The following is an 18,815-nucleotide window of genomic DNA, read 5'->3' on the forward strand; positions in this document are numbered from 1 at the left end:
TTTCAATGCCAAGGAGCGATTCTGTTGGAAAATCAAATGCTGTCCCCGCAAACCTGCAATTTAGAGACTATTGGCCTGCCGCCGCAGTCAAATCCCACCCCGCCGTTCATCCCGATTCCCCCGACTCCTGAAACCTTGTGTACAAACACCTGGGTGTATATTTGGACCAACACCAATGTGGGAAATCTCTGGGTTTATGTTCAGCGGGTCATTCAAGGCAAACGAAATACATTAACCGGCTGCGCCTTGTTCCAGGATTGGAGCGGCAGGCACTATTATCAACAAATCACCGTGGACTTGGCTTATATTACGATGTATGTATGCCATTCGCCGGCTTCTGACTCCATGGGGCTTTCCCCTGACAGCGCATCTTCAGGAGCATTACCATCCGGTAAATCCTTAGTCAAGCTATGCCTGTACCAACAGTTCCCGGTAGGCAATTTCGTCTATGAACTTACTCCGCTCAATACAACATGTCCAACACGGCCTTGGGATGAACGGATTCTTAAGGGCTCCATTATTATCCCTTACGATCCTGCGATGCCGGTTACGGGAGAGTTCAAATAAATTCACTATAAGCGGGAGCAAGTTCTTGGCTGGAAAGAGCGCCAAGAACTTGTTTCTTTGTCTAAGAATCACTGCTGCCCGGCCGGTTCAGAGACCTTCGTGTAACGGTTCTCCGGAACCGGCAAGCCGAGGTTGCCCCGCAGGGTATCACTTTCGTACTCGGTGCGGAACAGCCCGCGCTCCTGCAGAATCGGAACCACCTGATCCACGAATTCCTCCAGTCCGTTCGGTACAGCAGCAGCCAGCATGAAGCCGTCGGCTGCCCCGCCCTCGAACCAGGCCTGAAGCTGATCAGCCACCTGCTCCGGCGTCCCGATGAAGCTGCTGCGCGGCGTTGCCGATTGCAGGGCAACCTGCCGCAGAGTCAGGCCCTGCTCTCTGGCATCCTTTTTGATTTTGTCCGTGCCGCTCTGGAAGCTGTTTCGGCCCAGATCACCGACATCCGGGAACGGCTCATCCAGCGGATACTGCGAGAAATCATGATGCTCGAAGAAGCGGCCCAGATAGTTCAGCGCATTCTCAATCGTCACCAGTCCGGCCACCTCCTGATATTTGCGCTCCGCTTCCTCCGGGGTGGCCCCGAGAATCGGTGCGATGCCCGGGAAGATCAGCACTTCATCGGGATTGCGCCCGAAGGAGGCCACCCGGCTTTTCACATCCTTATAGAATTCCTGCGCGGACTCCAGCGAGTCATGACCCGTGAAGATGGCATCCGCCACGCTGGAGGCATAATCCTTGCCGACTTCGGAGGAACCTGCCTGGAAAATAACCGGCTGCCCCTGCTTCGAGCGGGCGATATTGAGCGGTCCCTTCACCGAGAAGAATTCACCCTGGTGATCGAGCGTATGCATTTTCTGCGGATCAAAGAAGACGCCCGTGTCCTTATTGCGGACAAACGCATCATCCTCCCAGGAATCCCACAGCCCGCGTGCCACCTCCAGGTATTCGGCGGCAATACGGTACCGTTTGCCATGGTCCGGATGCTCCTGCTTGCTGTAATTGAGCGCGGAGCCTTCGAGCGGAGAAGTCACCACATTCCAGCCGGCCCGTCCGCCGCTGATGACATCCAGTGAGCCGAATTGCCGGGCCACCGTGAACGGTTCACTGTAAGAGGTAGATAAAGTACCTACCAGACCAATCCGGCTGCTGACCCCCGCCAATGCACTAAGAATGGTCAGCGGCTCGAAACGGTTCAGGAAATGAGGAATGGACTTCTCATTGATGAACAGACCGTCTGCAATGAAGATCAGGTCCAGCTTGCCTTCTTCTGCCTTGCGTACCCACTCCTTGTATAGCTCGAAGTTCACACTGGCATCGGGCTTCGCATCGGGATGGCGCCACATGGAGGTGCTTCCTCCCACTCCGTGCAATAGAGCTCCCAGCTTCAACTGTCTTGATTTCGTCATGTTCATTCCTCCTCAAATTGGTATTCAGTCCGCTTGATTCCTCAAGAACTATCCTTATAGAGCCGCATGTTGTGAAGCTTGAGCAGCTTGATTAGCCTGTACTCCCTGCTTTACCCGTTCAATCTGGGCCAGATGATTCTGCACATGGGCAGTGAAGCTGCGGACAATATCGGTAATCCGCACCGGCTCGCCTTTGAAGTTAATCCCGCTTTTCTCCCATTCTGCGGGACTCAGCCTTCCCAGCAGCAGACTGTTATAATGCAGCAAGCTGCGGAACAGCTCCAGGCTGTCTGCGGCCTTCCCCTGATTACTATGCTGTCCGCTGACCCACGCATCCTGATTGAACGCCGGGAGCTGAACCTTCGTATCCGCCAGAATATCGCGGATGCGGAAGGAGACCACAATGCTGTGATCCGCCAGATGGGCCAGTACCTCGGTCACGCTCCAGCTTGTCGGCTCCGCCTTCCACCTTAATTGCTCTTCTGATAGCCCCTCTATCGCCCGCACCAATTGCTCATGTGTATTCAAGTAGCCCGTTAGCTCCACACTGCTCATTGCGATTCCCTCCAGTATAGGTTTTGATTACCGTTGTTCAAGCCACTATGTTTAATTGCACTTTGTACATCTAAAACGTCTAATTTACAACCCGTTATCTGTTTAAATGTAGTTCGTACAACTAAAAATCCATTTGCTTCTGATATTCAACCATTCGGGCATATTTAGTTGTACAGACTACAGTTATACGATACATGTACGCCTTTTCGCTGTTTTTAAGTGTACATTCTACAACTATCCCCGAATGAGTGTCCGTTACGCCTAGCCATATGAAGGGGGGACGCTCCACTTCCTCGGTCCTCCAGATATCATCGCACACCCTCTATGATTTCAAATCGGATGCACTGCTATTGAAGCGCGACAATGCAAATGGAGCTATATTCTGCCCGGTATGTCCCCCGGCAGCCAGATCCGCGAGAATCTCGCCAACCGCGCTGGAGAATTTGAAGCCATGGCCCGAGAAGCCTCCGGCCAGCAGCACATTGCTATAGACCGGATGGCGGTCAATAATGAAATCCTCATCCGGCGTATGCTCATATTTACAGACAGAGCCCTTAAGCAGCTTCCCGGCTGCGCCGGGCATATAAGCTTCGAGCACACGGCGAAGGTCGCCTTCATCACTCTCCAGGCTGCCGAAGGGTGCCAACGGTTCACCGGGCCTCCATTCTTCGCCTGTGTCATGACGGCCAATCTTAAGTCCTGCCCCGCCGATACTTGGGAAGCCGTAGAACCCGCCATCCTCTGAACCGAGCGTGAAGCCGGGGAATCTCCCGGCATCGAAATCCGGCGTACTCCCAAACCAGCCTACTACCTTGCGTACCGCTTTAATCGGCAAGTTGACGAAGGGCGACAATGAACTGAACCAGGCCCCGGCACTAAGAACAGCAGCCGCTCCATGGTAATCGCCATTCTTCGTATGGACCGTGACACTGCCTTCGCGGGCCGTCACCTTCAGCACGGGTGTATTCGTCAGCAGCTCCGCACCGTGAGCCAGCGCAAGCTGCCGGTAAGCGGTAATGCACCGCTCACTATAGAGGTAACCGGCATCCGGCTCATACATCGCCTCGAAGGATTCCGGGAGGTTCAGGGCTGGCCAGCGGCGGCGGATTTCCGCCGCATCCAGCTGTTCGGTCCGCACCTTCCGCTTCTGCGCTTCCGCATGGCGTCCGGCGAAGGAATACACACGGCTGTCCGCCAGATTGAGCACACCCGAAGGAACAAGTAGCTCCGACCCGCTCTCCGCTTCGGCCTCTTCCCACAGCACCTGGGCACGGAGCGCCAGATCAATATAGGCTGGATCTCCGCTGTAGGCATGCCGGATCAGCCGGGTCTCCCCGTGATGGCTTCCTTCCGTATGCGGCGGATCGAAGGCATCGATCAGCAGTGTCTTCACACCGCGCCGGGCCAGATGGTAGCCGGCGCTCATTCCCATGGAGCCGGCGCCGACAATAATAACTTCATAATCAGAACGCTCCGCTATGATCTGCACCCCTTTCCACCGCGAGATATTCAAGCACACGGACGGCCAGACCGCTGAAGAATCCGGCGCCTACCGGCAGCGCCGCTTCATCCAGCTCGAAGGCAGGATGGTGCCATTCCCGGCTTCCGGCCGTGCCGGTGAAGACAAACAATCCGGGAACCTCCTGCCGATAGAAGGCGAAGTCCTCCCCGGCTGGTGACGGCACCGGCTGTACAGCGGTATAGCCCAGCTTCGCTGCCGTTTCTTCCCCAAGCCGGGCCAGCAGCGCATCGTTGATGACCGGCGGCGGTCCGCCAATCCAGCGCACGCTGGCTTCGGCTCCAAGCGCAGCGGCCACACCCGTGACCACCTCTTCGAACCGCTTCAGCACCTTACTGCGCACAGCTCCATCGAAGGAACGGATCGTTCCTTCGAGCACCGCCGTGTCCGGGATGATGTTCCACGAATTGCCGCTGTGGATCTGCGTGACGCTGATTACAGCGCTGCCCAGGCTGCTCACATTCCGGCTGACAATGGATTGCAGCGCCGTTACAATATGCGAGGCAGCTACAATGGGATCGATCCCGGCCTCCGGCACGGCTGCATGGGAGCCGAAGCCCCGGATACTGACAGCGAAGCCGTCTGCGGCCGCCATCAGCGGACCGGCCTTAATGCCAAGGGTCCCTACCGGCAGATCCGGCTTATTGTGCATTCCGATCACGGCACGGACCTGATCCAGCCCTCCAGCTGCGATGATCTGCTGCGCTCCCTTCGCCTTCTCCTCGGCAGGCTGGAACAGGAAGCGAACCGTTCCGCTCAAGGCGCTTTCCTGCTCCTTGAGCTGATACACAGCTCCAAGCAGCGCTGCCGTATGGAAGTCATGCCCGCAGGCATGCATTCTGCCCGGATACAGCGAAGCATAGGGCAGCCCGGTCTCTTCCTGGATCGGCAAAGCATCTATGTCAGCCCGCAGCGCAATCACCGGCCCGCCCCGCTGACCGCCGACTTCGGCAATGACCCCGGTCTTCAGCCCGGAATCTGTAATCTTCACCCCCGCCTGCTTCAGCAGCGATGTGATGTATGCGGTAGTCTCAACCTCTTCCCCTGACAGCTCCGGGTGCCGGTGCAGATGACGCCTGATTTCAACCAGCCGCTCCTTGAACGCCAGGGAATGCACTTCACGGGCAGCGGATTCTGCCGCTGTACTGGTCATAATGAAGCCCCTGCAATAGCCCCGGTGAGCGCCTCACTCAGCAGCTCGAAGGAACGCTGCCGCTTCTCGAATGGCTGTATATTCGTAGTGATGATGAACTCATCCACCCCGGAAGCTTCGGCCAACGCCAGCAGCTGCTCACGTACCGTCTCCTTCGTCCCCTTGGTAATCTCAGGCTCCCGCTCCTCCAGCGTGTACGCTTCCTCACTCTGGCGGGTGAACTCCTCGGCCTGCTCCCGGCTGGCCAGCGTCAGGATCTTGCCGCTGGCAAAACGGATGCGGATCAGCTTATGCGCTCCAGCCAATTCCTTGGCCTCCTCTTCCGTCTCGGCCACGATGACAGCCAGCGCAATAATCACCTGCGGCTCCTGCCCGCCGCGTCTATTGAAGCCGCTGCGGTAAGCCTGCACCGCCTCTAGAGCAACAGCCTGATCGCCGCCGATGAACAGGGAGAACACATATGGCAAGCCCAGGCTGGCTGCGATCTCGGCACTGGCGACACTGGCGCCAAGTACATGCAGCTCCGGCGGAATGCCGGGGAGCGGGCCTGCCTTCAATCCGTGCAGCGGATGCTCCGCCTCCAGCCGGTTATGCACATATTTGTCCAGCTCCGTGATTTTGTCCGTTAATGAAGCGGCTTCCACGCCTCCCTGCTGCAAGGCCTGTGTGCTGCGCGGCAGACCTCCGGGAGCGCGTCCTACCCCTAAGTCCACCCGTCCCGGAGCCAGCGAAGCCAGCACGTTGAAGTTCTCAGCCACCTTATAGGGGCTGTAATGCTGAAGCATAATTCCGCCGGAGCCGATGCGGATACGCTCCGTCCTGGCCAGCAGGTGCGAGATCAGTACCTCGGGAGAAGACCCGGCTACCTGCTCGGAATCATGATGCTCGGATACCCAGAAGCGGCGGAAGCCGAGGCGTTCCGATAGCTGCGCCAGCCTGATCGTATGTGCAAAAGCCTCTTCCGGTGTCTCCCCCGGATAGATCGGGCTTTGGTCGAGTACGCTGATTGTAATTGCCATAGATATGCCTCCTAGATGGAATAGTTCAGCTCCGGCGTAATCCGCTTCAGGAACTGCTTCGTTCGTTCTTCACGCGGATGGTTGAATACTTCCGTGGGTGTGCCCTCCTCGACAATCACTCCGCCGTCCATAAATACCACATGATTCGCCACATCGCGGGCAAATCCCATTTCATGCGTCACCACAATCATCGTGATGCCTTCCTTGGCGATCTTGCGGATCACCGCAAGCACTTCGCCTACCAGCTCCGGGTCCAGTGCCGAGGTCGGTTCATCGAAGAGAATGACCTCCGGCTCCAGTGCGAGCGCCCGGGCAATGCCGACCCGCTGCTGCTGGCCGCCGGAGAGCTGGCTCGGATAGGCATCCAGCTTGGTGCCGAGGCCTACCTTCTCCAGCAGGGCGATGCTCTTCTCTCTCGCTGCCTCCTTCGGCAGCTTCTTGACGATCAAGAGACCCTCCATCACATTCTCCAGCGCGGTTTTGTGCCGGAACAGATTGTACTGCTGGAAGACCATGGCCGTCTTTTGCCGGAGCTGGTGGATATCCTTCTTGCGGGCATGCCGGAAGTCCAGCTTGAAGTCCCCGATCGAGATTTCGCCGCCGCTGGGCTTCTCCAGCACATTCACGCAGCGCAGCAGGGTTGTTTTGCCGGAGCCGCTGGGGCCGAGAATAACCACTACCTCCCCCTTGGACACCTCCAGATCAATCTGGTTCAGCACCTGATGGCGCCCGAACGACTTCGATAGCTGTGACAGCTTAATCATGCGACTCCCCCCCGGTTATATAGATTTATCCTTTTCTCAATCAGGGCCGTTGCCCGCTCAATGAGGAACGTCAGTCCCCAGAAGATCAGCGCCGCCGCAAGGTAGGCCTCGAAGAACTTCCAGTTGGTTGAAGCGACAATCTGCGCCTGGGCATTGATATCCACCACCGATACGGTAAAAGCCAGCGTAGACCCGTGCAGCATCCCGATCACGGAATTCGACAGATTCGGCAGGCTCGCCGCCAGCGCCTGAGGGAACACAATCCGCCGCAACGCCTGCGGAGTGCTCATCCCGATGGAATGGGCCGCTTCGAGCTGACCGCGATCCACCGCCAGCAGACCGGAGCGCACCACCTCAGACATATAGGCCCCCGCTGTAATGGAGAAAGAAATATAGGCGAAGCCGATCATCGGTATCGATACCGAGCGGAAGCTCCAGCCGAACTGTGCAGCAAGCCCGTCGATGATCATCGGCAGCCCGAAATAGATCAGCAGCAGATGCGTCAGCATCGGGGTGCCGCGGATGAATGTGACATACCCTGCGGCCAGCGGATACAGCCCGGGGACTCTATAAATCCGGATCAGGGCCACAACCGTACCGATCACGAAGCCTGCCAGCACCGACACAACCGTGATATACAGCGTCGTAGGAATGGCTCCCAGAATCTGCAGGAAGGCCGTCCAGATAAACGATGGGTCCAGCTTCATAACGTGCCGCCTCCTTTACCCGCTCCCATATCCGCAACGATTGTGCGGTAGGATGCTTTTCGCTGCAGAGTGAACCGCTTCTTCGCCGGGCTGTCCTGAGCTTCATGCCGGAGTAACCGGCGCTCCGCCACCAGCAGCAGCTTCTCAATGCACAAGCTGATCACAAGATAGATAAGAGCAAGTGCAATATACGTCTCAATGAAATGCTGGGTCGCGCTGCCCAGGGTCTGAGCCTTGCCCGTCATCTCCATCACTCCCAGCGTGAACGCCAGCGAAGTATCCTTCAGCAGCGCGATGACCAGGTTCGAGAAGACGGGAATCGCAATTCCCAGCGCCTGAGGCAGCACAATACGGGTAAAAGCCTGGTAAGAGGTCATCCCCGTAGCGTAAGCCGCTTCCACCTGGCCTTTATCAACAGCCGTTACCGAGGCGCGAATCATCTCCGACATGAAGGCCCCGGTATGCAGACCGTAAGTCAGAATCACGAACACCAGCACCGGAGTCCGCGTCATATCCAGATTCACCAGCTTCAGCACTTCAGGCAGACCGTAATAGAATAGGAATAATTGAATCAGAATGGGCGTCCCCCGGAAAAAAGAGATGTACACCTCAGCGCAGGTCTTCAGGACCGGCACCTTATACAGGCGGGGAAGCGCAATGATAAATCCGACAACCATTCCTGCGAGCAGCGAACAGGCTACGATAAGGAGCGTGGTGCTCAGCGTAGTCAGCAGCTTGGGCAGGAACGAGAAGACAAAACCTAGATCAAACGGTGCACCCATCCTGCACCTCCTTTCCGCTGTATGGGCCTGCGCATTATTGAACCGATGAGGTGGTGACGTCCGCCCCCAGCCACTGTGTGCTTATTTTGCCAAGGGTGCCGTCTGTCTTAAGCTCCTTGACCACACTGTCAATGGCATCCGACAGCTTCTGCGAAGGGGCATCATCCTTGCGCAGCACATACAGAATATCAGCGGAGGACAGCTCGGGACCCACCGCCTGCAGCTTGCTCTGCGGGTCGATGATCGGCAATACGAAATCCGCAGCAAGTGTAGCATCCACCCTTCCTGAATCAATCTGGCTGACCGTATCATTGGCGGCACCGTTCTGATAGACAATTTGGATTGAATCCGCACCGTGCTCCTTGTTATAGTTCTCAAGAATTTGCGCTTGTGCGCTGGTCGCGCCGGTCAGCACCTTCTTACCTTTCAAGTCATCCAGTGTCTGGATGGAATCATTGCCTTTGGCTACAACAATGCGGTTTCTCCAGTGGGCATAAGCTTCCTTGTTAAAAGCGTACTTTTGCTCCCGCTCCGGGTTCTTCTCCATGACATGGGCCACCAGGTCAATCTTCTTCGTCTCAAGGCTCAGCAGCAGATTGCTGAAGTCCATCGTCTGGAATTCAAACTCATACTCCGGCAGGCGCTTGTCAATCTCCTTCAGCAGCTCTACATCGAAGCCGGTCAGCTTGCCGTTCTCATCGATGAAGCAGACATTGGGAAAAGCGGTGCCTGTGCCGACCACGATCTTGGTCACCTTAGCCGGATCGGCGGCAGCAGCCGTGGACTCCGGACTATTCGGAGATGCTGCCTCCGCTACCTTGCCGTTATTTGCGCTGTTATTGGTGCCGCAGCCAGCGATCAGCAGTGTTAGTACAAGTGTGGATGCGAACGAAATGGTCTTGTTCATCTCTCAAACCCCTTTTCAATTTAGATAATCCCTATCTGTTTAGTGGTGATTATATGCAATTAACTTTATCACTGCACGCTGCCATGCGCTAATAGAGTTTCTTAATATGGTTATTCAAGAAGTCAATTCAGCTTACTCAACGTCCCCGTCCCCAGCTCCAGCAGGGTGTCCAGGAACTCCGCGTTCTCCCCGTTCAGTGAGATCAGGCTGGTCCGCAGGGAGATGCCTTCGGTCTCCGTGATATCCACCCTTACCAGCGTTCCCGCCTCTACCTCATCCTGCACACTCAAGGCTGGAAGGAAGCAGATTCCCGCTTGCTTCAGCACCAGCTTCTTGGCGGTCTCCAGGTTATCCACCTGATAGACAATGCCCGGCGGACGCTCCATGCTCTCGAATACCCGGTGCAGACGCATCCAGTCCAGCGAGCCGCATTCGAAGAATACGAGGGTCTGCTCAGAGATCTCCCGGATCGAAGCGCGGCCCTTGCGGGCCAGCGGATGACCGGCATACACATACAGCGAGATCGGGTCTTCACAGAAGGGGAACGACTGGATGGCCGGATTCACTACCTTGCGGATAAAAGCGAGATCGATCTCCTTCGCCTTCAGCTTCTCAATCAATACTTCCGTAGGAGCAGTCGTCAGCTTCATACGGATGTGGGGATACCGCCGCTTCAAATGCAGCAGCAGACGGGGCATCAGATAATTGGAGACCGATACGGTGCTGCCGATCCTCAGTTCGCCGGGGATTTGGCCTTTGGATTGAAGCTGATGCCTGCCGTTCTGATAGACCTGCAGAATTTGCTGCGCATAGGGGAGGAACTGGCGGCCTTTATCCGTCAGGTTAATCTGCTTGCCCAGCCGGTCGAATACTTTGCAGTCCAGCTCCCGTTCCAGTGACTGGATACGGGCCGTCACTGTCGGCTGCGAGATATAGAGCACATCTGCCGCTTTGTTGAAGCTTCCGTAGTGGTTAATGTAGACAAAAGCCTCAATGTTCTCGATATTCAAGCGTAGTCCCCCTCCGCATTTTATAATTTTTACTATTCCAATCGACTAACAATGAATTAGGGCTGCACTTTCCTATAGAATTTGTTTATATCTTAGTCACCGGCCCTTTTTTTGTCAACAGACTTATTGTGTAACATACGGCCTTAACCATTACATTGATCACAATTACAGATAGAACTTTTCTATCCATTAATCAAAATCATTAAATCCCTCTTATACTTATCGGATTTATAGATTATAATAACAAAACACCATTACCGGACAGGAGGCACCAGATGAATCACTCAGCAGAACTTGTAATCCGTGAAGCCGCAGCTTCCGACCGTGAAGCCATTGCCGGGGTCTTGCTCGAAGCTTACAGCGAATATGCAGCCGTGCTGCCCGAACCGTTCTGGGCGGAGTACCGGGATTCTATTCTCGGCTCCGTTCATGGCGATGCACCCGTCTCCCGGATTGTAGCGGAGCTGGACGGACAAATTGTAGGGAGCGTGCTGCTGTTCACCTCCTCAGAGGCTGCTTACGGCAGGCCGGAGCTTGGCATCCATACACCCATCATCCGTCTGCTGGCTGTATCTCCGGCGGTCCGGGGACGCGGGGTGGCCAGACTTCTGATCCGTGAAGCCGCAGAAAGGGCTGTTGCGCTAGGGGAAGCCAGCTTAAATCTTCATACTTCGGATATGATGGCCTCTGCGATTAGATTGTACGAGGGACTTGGCTTCAAGAGGGCTTATGAAACGGATTTGAAGAACGGGGATACTCTGGTCAAAGGCTACCGCCTGGAGCTGCCGGTCTCCGCCGGTCCACACGCGGAACCAGCTTCTACGGCCAGGATAACGGGCTAAGCTGTGCTTTTGTTACGGCACATTAGGGGCTTATTAGGGCTTATCGATTTGTTACGGCTTAGTAGAGCTTATTACGGCTTATAACGGTGATTCAGCGCAGCAGTGTAGGGCTACGTTTGGGGCGGGGGCAACTTGAGCCGGGAAATTGCAAAAATCCTGCCCAAAAGACAACAATCCTCTCCCCATCCGCACCAAAATTCGAAATTGTTGTCTAAACGTCAGCATTTCTCCTCCTCCGGGCGGCATAACGGGGCAATTCCTGCATTTGTTGCAACAATCCCCTTGGACGCCTAAGTATCCGGGAATCAAAGCTGCAAAACATGCAACATTCCTCGCGTTGCAGTGCTATCCGGCCCCAGTAAGGGAGCAAACATAGCCCGATATGGATGCCCTCACAGACCGGAACAGCACGGCCCAATGTGAATGCTGCTACTGCTACTGTACGGTGGCACTACAGCTTATTGTGATTGCCGCTTCAGAGCGGGGCACCACGACTCAATATGAATGCTGCTACTGAGCGGGGCACCACGGCTCCATGTGATTGCTGCTACTGAGCGGTTGTTCCACGCTTCCCTGCGAATGCTACAGAATACTCTTCGCCTTCGCGGCCTTCAGCCACTGCGGGAATTCATTCAGCAGCTGGTCATACAGCTCCTCATCGGATACGTCTTCAATCCGGTCCAGATGGATGAAGCTGGCGTTATCCACCAGTCTGCCGCTCATCGTGTCGAGCTGCTTCAGCACCTCGAAGTCGGAGTCGCCGATGCCGACAAACTGCCAGAAGACCGGAAGCGAGGAGGCAGCCATAATAACTTTGCGGGTCAGTTTGACCACACCGCCGTCATTGATGAAGATAATGAACACAGGAGTCGTGTCCGGCTCCTCCTTGGTGTATTTTTCAATAACATCATTCATCACCGGCGGTTCGTTATTGCGCCCGAACTTATGAATTGAATCGTTGTTCATAATATGAGTGAAGACATAGCTGCCAAGCTCCTGCTCGGTAACCGGCGGAAGTCTGCTGAATTCCGTATCATAGACCCACACATCCAGGGAGCCGTTATCATCGAACTTGCTGGCAACCGCGAGGATACGTTCTACCACCTCTTGCACCACCCCTCTGGCATAGAGGCTGCGCATGGAGCCGGTGATGTCCAGCACGATACCCACTCTTGCGGTTACACCGGTGAGCTGTTTTTTGACCAGGGTGAGCTCCACAATCTTTTTGCGCAGATTAATCGAAGACAACACATTCACCGGAGGCCCCGCCTCGGGCTGACGGATTACCTCCGGGGTCTTATTCACCACCTCAGGTGTTTGCTCCACTAGCTCAGATGTCTGCTCCACCACTTCAGGTGTTCGCTCCAATACCTCAGCCGCCGCTGCGGCTTCGTTCCCGGACTCCTGTTCCACCTCAAGCCCGTAGCTTCGGCACAAGGCTGCAAGTCCTCCATTATACCCGCTGCCAATGGCGCTGAACTTCCACTCTCCCTGATGGCGGTACAGCTCCCCGGCTACGACGGCTGTCTCCTCTGACAGATCCGCCCCATACTCGAAGCGGTACAGTTCTTCCCCAGTCCTGCGGTCTGTCAGCGTTAGCTGCAAGCCGGACAGATCCTTCATCCGGTGGTTGCGCTGCTCGCCCTCATAGATCGTCAAGGTTACCGCAATGCGGGCATAATGCTGAGGTATTCTCGATAACGAAATGGACAGGTCCGCCCCGTTCTCCCCCTCCGCAGAATGCGCTACTCCCCCCTCCCTCGACACCGGATTCCCGTAAAATATAAAATCCTCATCCCGTTCACACCGGTTCTGATCCGACAACAGAAAGGCTGCCGCATCGACGCCCACTCCGCTATGCTGCGTGTTCCAGCGGAGCTGGATGGATATCTCGTGAGCCTCTCTTCCTTTGGTGAGTTCGACCTTTTGACCTTTTGACAGCTGCAAGTCCTTCATCTCCTCTTCATAGCAGTCTATTCCAGAAGTTCATAGATAAGGTATACCCCATCGAGGCAGTCTTGCACAACCTGAACAGATTGTATTTCCAGCATTGCTCCTATAATATGAAAGGTATTAGATGATAGATAGGGGCTTTACCTGATGGACTTTACTGCGATAGACTTTGAGACTGCCAACTCCGGCCGCTCCAGCGCCTGTGCCCTGGGGCTTGTTCAAGTCCGGGATGGCATCGTTACAGCGGAACATAACTGGCTGATTGATCCGCGGCAGCGGTTCGACGGGATGAATATTGCCATTCATGGCATTACGCCCTCGATGGTCAGAGGCCAGCCTACCTTCGCCGAGCTATGGCCCACGGTGGAGCCGCTGCTGCAGGGTGAGATTGTGATCGCGCATAATGCCGCCTTCGATATGAGTGTGCTGCGTTATTGCCTGGATGACGCATCCCTTGACTATCCCGGCTTTCAATATTTATGTACCTACCTGCTCGGCAAAAAAATGCTCCAAGACCTCCCCTCCCATAAGCTGAATGTCATCTCGGCGCATTTCGGCATCCGGCTAAAGCACCATGATGCCTTGGAGGACGCCAGAGCTTCGGCACTGATTCTCCTAAAATTGATGGAACAGTGGCAGCAGTTCGATCCGCTGCTGTTGGCCGGCAGCCAGGGCTACAAGCCCGGGACGATGTATGACGGCGGGTATACGCCGTTCAAGGCAGCGCCCAAGAAGGCTGCCAAGAAGCCAGCCGCCGGGAAGAAAGCAGCGGCCAGTCCTGCGGTCGATGTTAACCGAGGATTGCCGGTGGGCGGAAGGATAGCCGGGCAGTTGCCAGGTGAAGCGCCAGCGGAATCGCCCGGTAAGCTTCCGGAGGAAGCATCGCCTGCCACTGGAGCTGCGGCTGCCCCCATATTGGTGCAGGGGCAGCGAGTCGATATCGGGGATAAGCTCAGCGCCTCCAGACTCCTTGCTGCTGTAGAGTGGGATGCACCGGCTTCGCACCCGGAAGCAAGCCAGCCGGAGACCGCTGCCTTCCTGCTCCGGGAGAGCGGACGCTGTGAGCAAGAGCGGGAGCTTATCTTCTCTGGGAATATGGAAGACCCTAGCGGCTCCGTCTTCTGCTCTAAGCCCGCTGCGCACATGGGACATCTGTATCTTCAGCTGACCAGCCTGCCTGCAGCCATCACGCGGATTGCGCTGACCTTCACGGTTGCAGAGTTCAGTGGTGACCGGAATCCGGGCCCGGTCTGGAACGCTTCCGTATCACTGATCGATTCCAAGACGGGAGTCAGACTAGCCGTATTCCCCTTTGGCCGGAACATTATGCCAGGCATGTCCGTTGTTATCGGCGAGTTCTACCGTTATAAGGACAAATGGAGATTTGCTGCTGTGGGAGAGTCGCTGCCGGGCGGCCTTTCCGCCCTAGGCAGCCATTATGGTCTTGAGGCGAACAGCGCCGCGAAGGCACAGGCGGAGTCCGCCGCAGCAGCGGAGGCTGAAGGTCCTGAGCATAACCACCTAACGGGTGAATGATGCTGGTGTCTACCTGAACATCTGGTTTATTTCCCATCGCAGCGCCAAATGTGTTCGGTTTTTCGCATACGTTCTGCGTCCTGATCCTAAACAAAGCAATCCCCCCAAACCGCAACTACGGGATGGGGGGATTGCTCTATTTTCAGAGAAACAAGGGTCTCAATCGTTATATCTTCAGCCGGTAGACGGCCTTATTCTCCAGTCCTCTAATGAACGGCGTCCATTCCTCCGTCTCCGGAGTGGTATCAAGGGCGTCCTCCACCATTTGCAGCTTGGCATCCATCGCATCGATATGATGCAGGGCAACCGCTTCAGCCGTCTGGGGCTGGACCGGGCTTCCCCACTCTCCCAGATTATGATGGGATAATACCAGATGCTGAAGTGCCATGACCTTCTCGGATTCCAGATCAATGCCGGTGCGGATGGCCGCTTCTGTAATCCAGCTTGAAGCCATCGAGATATGTCCAATCAGCTTTCCGTGCACACTGTAATCCGACACAATGCCGTACTGCGAGATCATCTCTTCCGGCTTGGCGATATCATGGAGGATAATGCCCGCTCTCATCAGATCAGGATTCAGGAACGGACGCTGCTTACACAGGAAATCCCCAATCTCCAGCATACGGACCATGTGATAAGCAAGCCCGGCGAAATAGGCATGATGATGGGTCTTGGCCGCCGGATAATGCATCAGCTTCTCCTCAACCTTCCCTACACAGAAGTTCACAATCGCTGCAATCTCCGGATCGGCAATACTCGCCATCTCGTTCTTAATCGTATGGACCAGGTCCACAGGACGCACCGGGGCCGAGCGGATGAAGTCGGTCAGCGATACCCCGTCGGATTCATTGACCAGTCTGAGCTTGGTGATTTTGACCTGGAGCTTCTCGCGGTACGTATGAGCCATCCCCCGGACCTTCACCAGCGCCATCGGGAAAAAAGTCTCCTTATCCGTCACGCTGACGTCCCAGTATTTGGCCGAAATCTGGCCGCTGGCATCACCTAGTACAATATCGAAGTAATCCTTGGGAGGAGTCCCGTTCGTCTGTTTCAGCACCAGTTCTCTAAGCAGATAGAAGCCGGTGAATTCATCCTGCGGGGCTAGCTGTTTGATTAATGTCATTGTGAAGCCTCCTATGACTTACAGGCCTGGGCCTGCTGGGTATATTATTGTGTATATTAGAGGTTTGACACTCCCTTCCCAAATCCCTTTAAATTACTATACGATCGGCATTTCTATTTATGTCCGCACCTGAAAAAAGGGCTGTCCCGGCCATTTGTATGGCCAAAGACAACCCTTAGTGAATGGATTCAGTTATTTGCCGGCGGATTCAAGCGCAGCTTTGATCGCTTCTACCGCTTTGGCGGAGATGGCTTTTTGGGCATCATTCGCTCCGAAGGCTGCTGCACGGTACCCGTACTTATGCAGTCCTTTGCCGTTCGAGGTATTCTCGATCTCATATTTCACCAGCAGCTCATCATCCGTCAGATTATATCTTACTTTACCTTTATCATCCAGGTAGTACACAGCCATAGTTACTGGAACATTATACTTAGTAGTAACCATAACATTTACAGTCTTATCCACACTTGCACCGATGAAAATCCCGTCGAAATACGCGGCCTTATCCGTTTCCGTAATTTCCGCTTTACCATAAGCTCTGTCAACGGCTGCCTTCAGCGCATTGCTGCTGCTCGTAGCGCCGGATACCGCATCCACATCCTGAGCGCCTTCTCTTGTGCCTGCGGCCAGGAAGCTTGCGGTCAGCACCGGAATTGCTTTTTGCACCTCGGCATAAGCGGCTTTGCCCAGATCCACCATGTTCATGCCTACACGGGACAGAGCCACATTAACGATCTTGCCGTTACGCAGTGTAACGTCTGCTTTGTTAGTGCCTTTGTCATAAGCATCACCATAAGCGGTGAAGGTGCCGTCTTTATAAGTGCCTTGTACTTTGGAAGCATTGGTCAAAGCATCAGCCAGCGCTGCCTTCGCAGCAGCCGACAGGGCTTCCTGTCCGGCGATATCAGGAGCCTGCACGCCGCTTGCGAGCAGTCCTGCGGTCAGCTTGTCGACCAGTGATTTCTGTTCTTCAGTACGCTTGTCATCTGCAATCAGCTTGCCATCTGCGCCGAACAGGCTCAGCTTGATGCCCGTTACCTGATCCGCATCGATATCAACCAGCAGCATAACCTTGGACTGATTATCCACACCGGCAAATTTACCATCGAAGCTTTGACCTTCACCCGGAGTCTTCAAGGCTTTCTCGAAGGCCCGCTCTACCGCCTGATTCCAGCCGTGGCTGCTCTCGGTAGCTCCGGAGATCCCGTCTACCTTCTCATTATAGTTAGCGATATAAGAGCCGTTAGCCAGCAATTTGGCTGTCATCGGAGCATTAGCCTTCACAACCTCGGCATAGGCGGTTGCCCCTCTGTCGATCAGGTTGCTGCCAAGTCTGAACAGCTTCACATCCACCAGCTTGCCGTTACGGATCACAACATCCGCTCTCTCTACGCCTACACTTCTTGCTGTACCGTAGGAAGAGTAGAATCCGTCAACATAAGCAGCCTTGTTGTTGATGCTGGCATTCTGTTCGGCATCCCAGAAGGCGTTCACTGCGGCTTTGGTCTCGGCCTCGAAGCCGGCTACCGGCTGCGCTCCAGCACCTTTGGCAAGCAGTGCAGGAGTGATTGCTGCAATCGCTGCGGTCTGTTCAGCCGTATATGTCTTCTCATCCACGAAATCTCCGGTAGCGCTCAGCGGATACAATTTCACCGCAGTCAGCTTGTTTGCTTCATAGGTAGCAAACACTGCGTATTTGGCCTCAGGATCTACGCCCATGTGGACTCCGTCAAAATAAGTGGCATCAGCCGCTTGGTGCGCAAGCGATCGCTCAAAAGCTCTGTCTACAGACAGCTTCCAGCCGTTGCTGGTACGGGTTGCACCGGATACAGCGTCAACCGCAGCCGCGCCGTCTCTGGTTTTGCCCATCAATCTGTCTTTCATCAGACCGTAGGCTGCCCACACACCGCTGTAATTCTCACGGGCATTGCGGTCGATGATCTTCGGGCTGGTTCTGAGCAGCTCGATATCGGCGATCTTGCCGTCCTTAATCGTTACCTTTGCACCCTCTGTACCTTTGGAATACGCATCGCCATAGGCTACATATACTCCATCCTGATATACATCCTTGTGCACAGTAACTGGTGCTGCTGTTGCTGCCGGCTTAGCAGTTGCCTTGGCGGTTGCTGCCGGTGCATTGGTCGCTGCCGGCTTAGCAGTTGCTTTAGCCGTCGCTGCCGGTGCAGCTGTCGCCTTAGGAGTGGCTGCCGGTTTAGCTGTGGCTTTCGGGGTGGCCGCCGGTTTGGCTGTGGCCTTCGGAGTGGCTGCCGGTTTGGCTGTGGCCTTCGGAGTTGCCGCCGGTTTGGCTGTTGCCTTCGGAGTGGCTGCCGGTTTGGCTGTGGCCTTCGGAGCTGGTTTAGCAGTCGCTGCCGGCGCTTCTTCCGAGGCTGCTGAAACCGCATCCACCTTCAGGTTCAAGGCAGGTGCGTTAATCGTGTAGGCTAATGGCGCGAGCAGCAAGGCTGCGCTTACAGTCAAAGAAATTAATTTTTTCAAATGCGTATTCTCCTTTATTATTCCCCAGTAGTATGTAGCGTTTTCAAACCGTTGTGTTCCGTATCATTTCCTTCTGATTACGAAGAGCAGCCAACTCTTCCTGAACGTCTCCAACTCCTTCCTTCATTCCTGCTCGGCCCAGCCCGTGTAAGAAAAGATTCATCTATATATACAATCTTTCAAAAGGTGAAACAATTCACATATTGCAGTGAATTAATTCACATAAGTGGACTTCAAGCTGCTGGTGAATATTTCTGGCTTGATGGTAACAAAATTGAAACTCTTTTCTCTGTGTAGAAAATCACATACCCTATAAGAAACATCACTTTTTTGCAAGAACACAAAATATATACTTCTTCCACCTCTCATAATCTCCCATATCCTCCTCCATATGATAACCGTGAGATATATTATATTGTGCGATTGGGCTTGAATATGATATTTTAAAACGATGTCATGTTCATGGAAGGGAGTAA

The 18,815-nt window shown here is 54.9% G+C and carries 16 protein-coding genes and 1 pseudogene; 3 read left to right on the forward strand and 14 right to left on the reverse strand.

Translation table 11 applies throughout. The features are described 5' to 3' along the window. Positions 1 to 24 precede the first annotated feature (24 nt). Positions 25 to 567 (forward strand): hypothetical protein, encoded by a 543-nt coding sequence (locus tag NSS64_RS21520; protein WP_341141466.1) that lies wholly within the window; start codon positions 25 to 27, stop codon positions 565 to 567. Between the two features lie 68 nt (positions 568 to 635). Here the strand turns inward: NSS64_RS21520 and NSS64_RS21525 are convergent, their stop codons facing one another. The 10 genes from NSS64_RS21525 to NSS64_RS21570 form a co-directional block, all read right to left on the reverse strand. Further along, positions 636 to 1,973: an LLM class flavin-dependent oxidoreductase gene (locus tag NSS64_RS21525; protein WP_341141467.1), complete on the reverse strand. Its 1,338-nt coding sequence runs from the start codon at positions 1,971 to 1,973 to the stop codon at positions 636 to 638. Between the two features lie 54 nt (positions 1,974 to 2,027). After that, on the reverse strand, positions 2,028 to 2,528 hold the full coding sequence (locus NSS64_RS21530; protein ID WP_341141468.1) for a DinB family protein: 501 nt from the start codon (positions 2,526 to 2,528) through the stop codon (positions 2,028 to 2,030). A 322-nt stretch (positions 2,529 to 2,850) separates the two neighbouring features. Beyond that, the gene (solA, locus tag NSS64_RS21535; RefSeq protein ID WP_341142869.1) at positions 2,851 to 4,008 is read right to left on the reverse strand and encodes an N-methyl-L-tryptophan oxidase; all 1,158 of its coding nucleotides are present in this window, start codon (positions 4,006 to 4,008) and stop codon (positions 2,851 to 2,853) included. Beyond that, entirely contained in the window at positions 3,992 to 5,200 is a 1,209-nt protein-coding gene (locus tag NSS64_RS21540; RefSeq protein WP_341141469.1) for an amidohydrolase, read from the reverse strand. Before NSS64_RS21540 ends, solA begins: the two co-directional genes overlap by 17 nt. Then, the gene (locus tag NSS64_RS21545) at positions 5,197 to 6,219 is read right to left on the reverse strand and encodes an LLM class flavin-dependent oxidoreductase (protein ID WP_341141470.1); all 1,023 of its coding nucleotides are present in this window, start codon (positions 6,217 to 6,219) and stop codon (positions 5,197 to 5,199) included. The genes NSS64_RS21540 and NSS64_RS21545 overlap by 4 nt, the downstream gene beginning before the upstream one ends. Positions 6,220 to 6,230: 11 nt before the next feature. Further along, entirely contained in the window at positions 6,231 to 6,983 is a 753-nt protein-coding gene (locus tag NSS64_RS21550; protein ID WP_341141471.1) for an amino acid ABC transporter ATP-binding protein, read from the reverse strand. After that, positions 6,980 to 7,690 carry an amino acid ABC transporter permease gene (locus NSS64_RS21555; RefSeq protein WP_340991497.1) on the reverse strand — a complete coding sequence of 237 codons (711 nt, stop codon included), beginning with the start codon at positions 7,688 to 7,690 and terminating at the stop codon, positions 6,980 to 6,982. The genes NSS64_RS21550 and NSS64_RS21555 overlap by 4 nt, the downstream gene beginning before the upstream one ends. Continuing rightward, on the reverse strand, positions 7,687 to 8,472 hold the full coding sequence (locus NSS64_RS21560) for an amino acid ABC transporter permease (RefSeq protein ID WP_340943202.1): 786 nt from the start codon (positions 8,470 to 8,472) through the stop codon (positions 7,687 to 7,689). Before NSS64_RS21560 ends, NSS64_RS21555 begins: the two co-directional genes overlap by 4 nt. Before the next feature lie 34 nt (positions 8,473 to 8,506). After that, positions 8,507 to 9,379: a transporter substrate-binding domain-containing protein gene (locus NSS64_RS21565; protein ID WP_341141472.1), complete on the reverse strand. Its 873-nt coding sequence runs from the start codon at positions 9,377 to 9,379 to the stop codon at positions 8,507 to 8,509. 122 nt (positions 9,380 to 9,501) lie between these two features. After that, positions 9,502 to 10,389: a LysR family transcriptional regulator gene (locus tag NSS64_RS21570; protein ID WP_341141473.1), complete on the reverse strand. Its 888-nt coding sequence runs from the start codon at positions 10,387 to 10,389 to the stop codon at positions 9,502 to 9,504. Between the two features lie 275 nt (positions 10,390 to 10,664). Between NSS64_RS21570 and NSS64_RS21575 the strand changes: the two genes are divergently transcribed. Continuing rightward, entirely contained in the window at positions 10,665 to 11,231 is a 567-nt protein-coding gene (locus NSS64_RS21575) for a GNAT family N-acetyltransferase (RefSeq protein WP_341141474.1), read from the forward strand. A 582-nt stretch (positions 11,232 to 11,813) separates the two neighbouring features. Here the strand turns inward: NSS64_RS21575 and NSS64_RS21580 are convergent. Together NSS64_RS21580 and NSS64_RS21585 are read right to left on the reverse strand one after the other, a co-directional pair. After that, positions 11,814 to 12,479 carry a vWA domain-containing protein gene (locus NSS64_RS21580; RefSeq protein ID WP_341142870.1) on the reverse strand — a complete coding sequence of 222 codons (666 nt, stop codon included), beginning with the start codon at positions 12,477 to 12,479 and terminating at the stop codon, positions 11,814 to 11,816. A 234-nt stretch (positions 12,480 to 12,713) separates the two neighbouring features. Next, a pseudogene (locus NSS64_RS21585) lies at positions 12,714 to 13,187 on the reverse strand (TerD family protein); the annotation flags it as partial. Between the two features lie 144 nt (positions 13,188 to 13,331). Between NSS64_RS21585 and NSS64_RS21590 the strand changes: the two are divergent. Beyond that, on the forward strand, positions 13,332 to 14,720 hold the full coding sequence (locus tag NSS64_RS21590; protein ID WP_341141475.1) for a TerD family protein: 1,389 nt from the start codon (positions 13,332 to 13,334) through the stop codon (positions 14,718 to 14,720). A gap of 166 nt (positions 14,721 to 14,886) precedes the next feature. On the opposite strand, the gene NSS64_RS21595 is transcribed toward NSS64_RS21590, so the two are convergent. Together NSS64_RS21595 and NSS64_RS21600 are read right to left on the reverse strand one after the other, a co-directional pair. Beyond that, positions 14,887 to 15,843: a 3'-5' exoribonuclease YhaM family protein gene (locus NSS64_RS21595; RefSeq protein WP_076076858.1), complete on the reverse strand. Its 957-nt coding sequence runs from the start codon at positions 15,841 to 15,843 to the stop codon at positions 14,887 to 14,889. Between the two features lie 192 nt (positions 15,844 to 16,035). Next, positions 16,036 to 18,339 (reverse strand): FMN-binding protein, encoded by a 2,304-nt coding sequence (locus NSS64_RS21600; RefSeq protein WP_341141476.1) that lies wholly within the window; start codon positions 18,337 to 18,339, stop codon positions 16,036 to 16,038. Positions 18,340 to 18,815: the final 476 nt, after the last annotated feature.

The sequence above is a fragment of the Paenibacillus sp. FSL H8-0122 genome (assembly GCF_038005345.1).
In the GTDB taxonomy this organism is placed as follows: domain Bacteria; phylum Bacillota; class Bacilli; order Paenibacillales; family Paenibacillaceae; genus Paenibacillus_AQ.

Excerpts from the sequence above, each read along its gene's own strand:
- NSS64_RS21525 (WP_341141467.1), bottom strand. The coding sequence starts at position 1,973 with ATGACGAAATCAAGACAGTTGAAGCTGGGAGCTCTATTGCACGGAGTG.
- NSS64_RS21530 (WP_341141468.1), bottom strand. The coding sequence starts at position 2,528 with ATGAGCAGTGTGGAGCTAACGGGCTACTTGAATACACATGAGCAATTG.
- NSS64_RS21540 (WP_341141469.1), bottom strand. The coding sequence starts at position 5,200 with ATGACCAGTACAGCGGCAGAATCCGCTGCCCGTGAAGTGCATTCCCTG.
- NSS64_RS21545 (WP_341141470.1), bottom strand. The coding sequence starts at position 6,219 with ATGGCAATTACAATCAGCGTACTCGACCAAAGCCCGATCTATCCGGGG.
- NSS64_RS21550 (WP_341141471.1), bottom strand. The coding sequence starts at position 6,983 with ATGATTAAGCTGTCACAGCTATCGAAGTCGTTCGGGCGCCATCAGGTG.
- NSS64_RS21555 (WP_340991497.1), bottom strand. The coding sequence starts at position 7,690 with ATGAAGCTGGACCCATCGTTTATCTGGACGGCCTTCCTGCAGATTCTG.
- NSS64_RS21560 (WP_340943202.1), bottom strand. The coding sequence starts at position 8,472 with ATGGGTGCACCGTTTGATCTAGGTTTTGTCTTCTCGTTCCTGCCCAAG.
- NSS64_RS21565 (WP_341141472.1), bottom strand. The coding sequence starts at position 9,379 with ATGAACAAGACCATTTCGTTCGCATCCACACTTGTACTAACACTGCTG.
- NSS64_RS21575 (WP_341141474.1), top strand. The coding sequence starts at position 10,665 with ATGAATCACTCAGCAGAACTTGTAATCCGTGAAGCCGCAGCTTCCGAC.
- NSS64_RS21590 (WP_341141475.1), top strand. The coding sequence starts at position 13,332 with ATGGACTTTACTGCGATAGACTTTGAGACTGCCAACTCCGGCCGCTCC.
- NSS64_RS21595 (WP_076076858.1), bottom strand. The coding sequence starts at position 15,843 with ATGACATTAATCAAACAGCTAGCCCCGCAGGATGAATTCACCGGCTTC.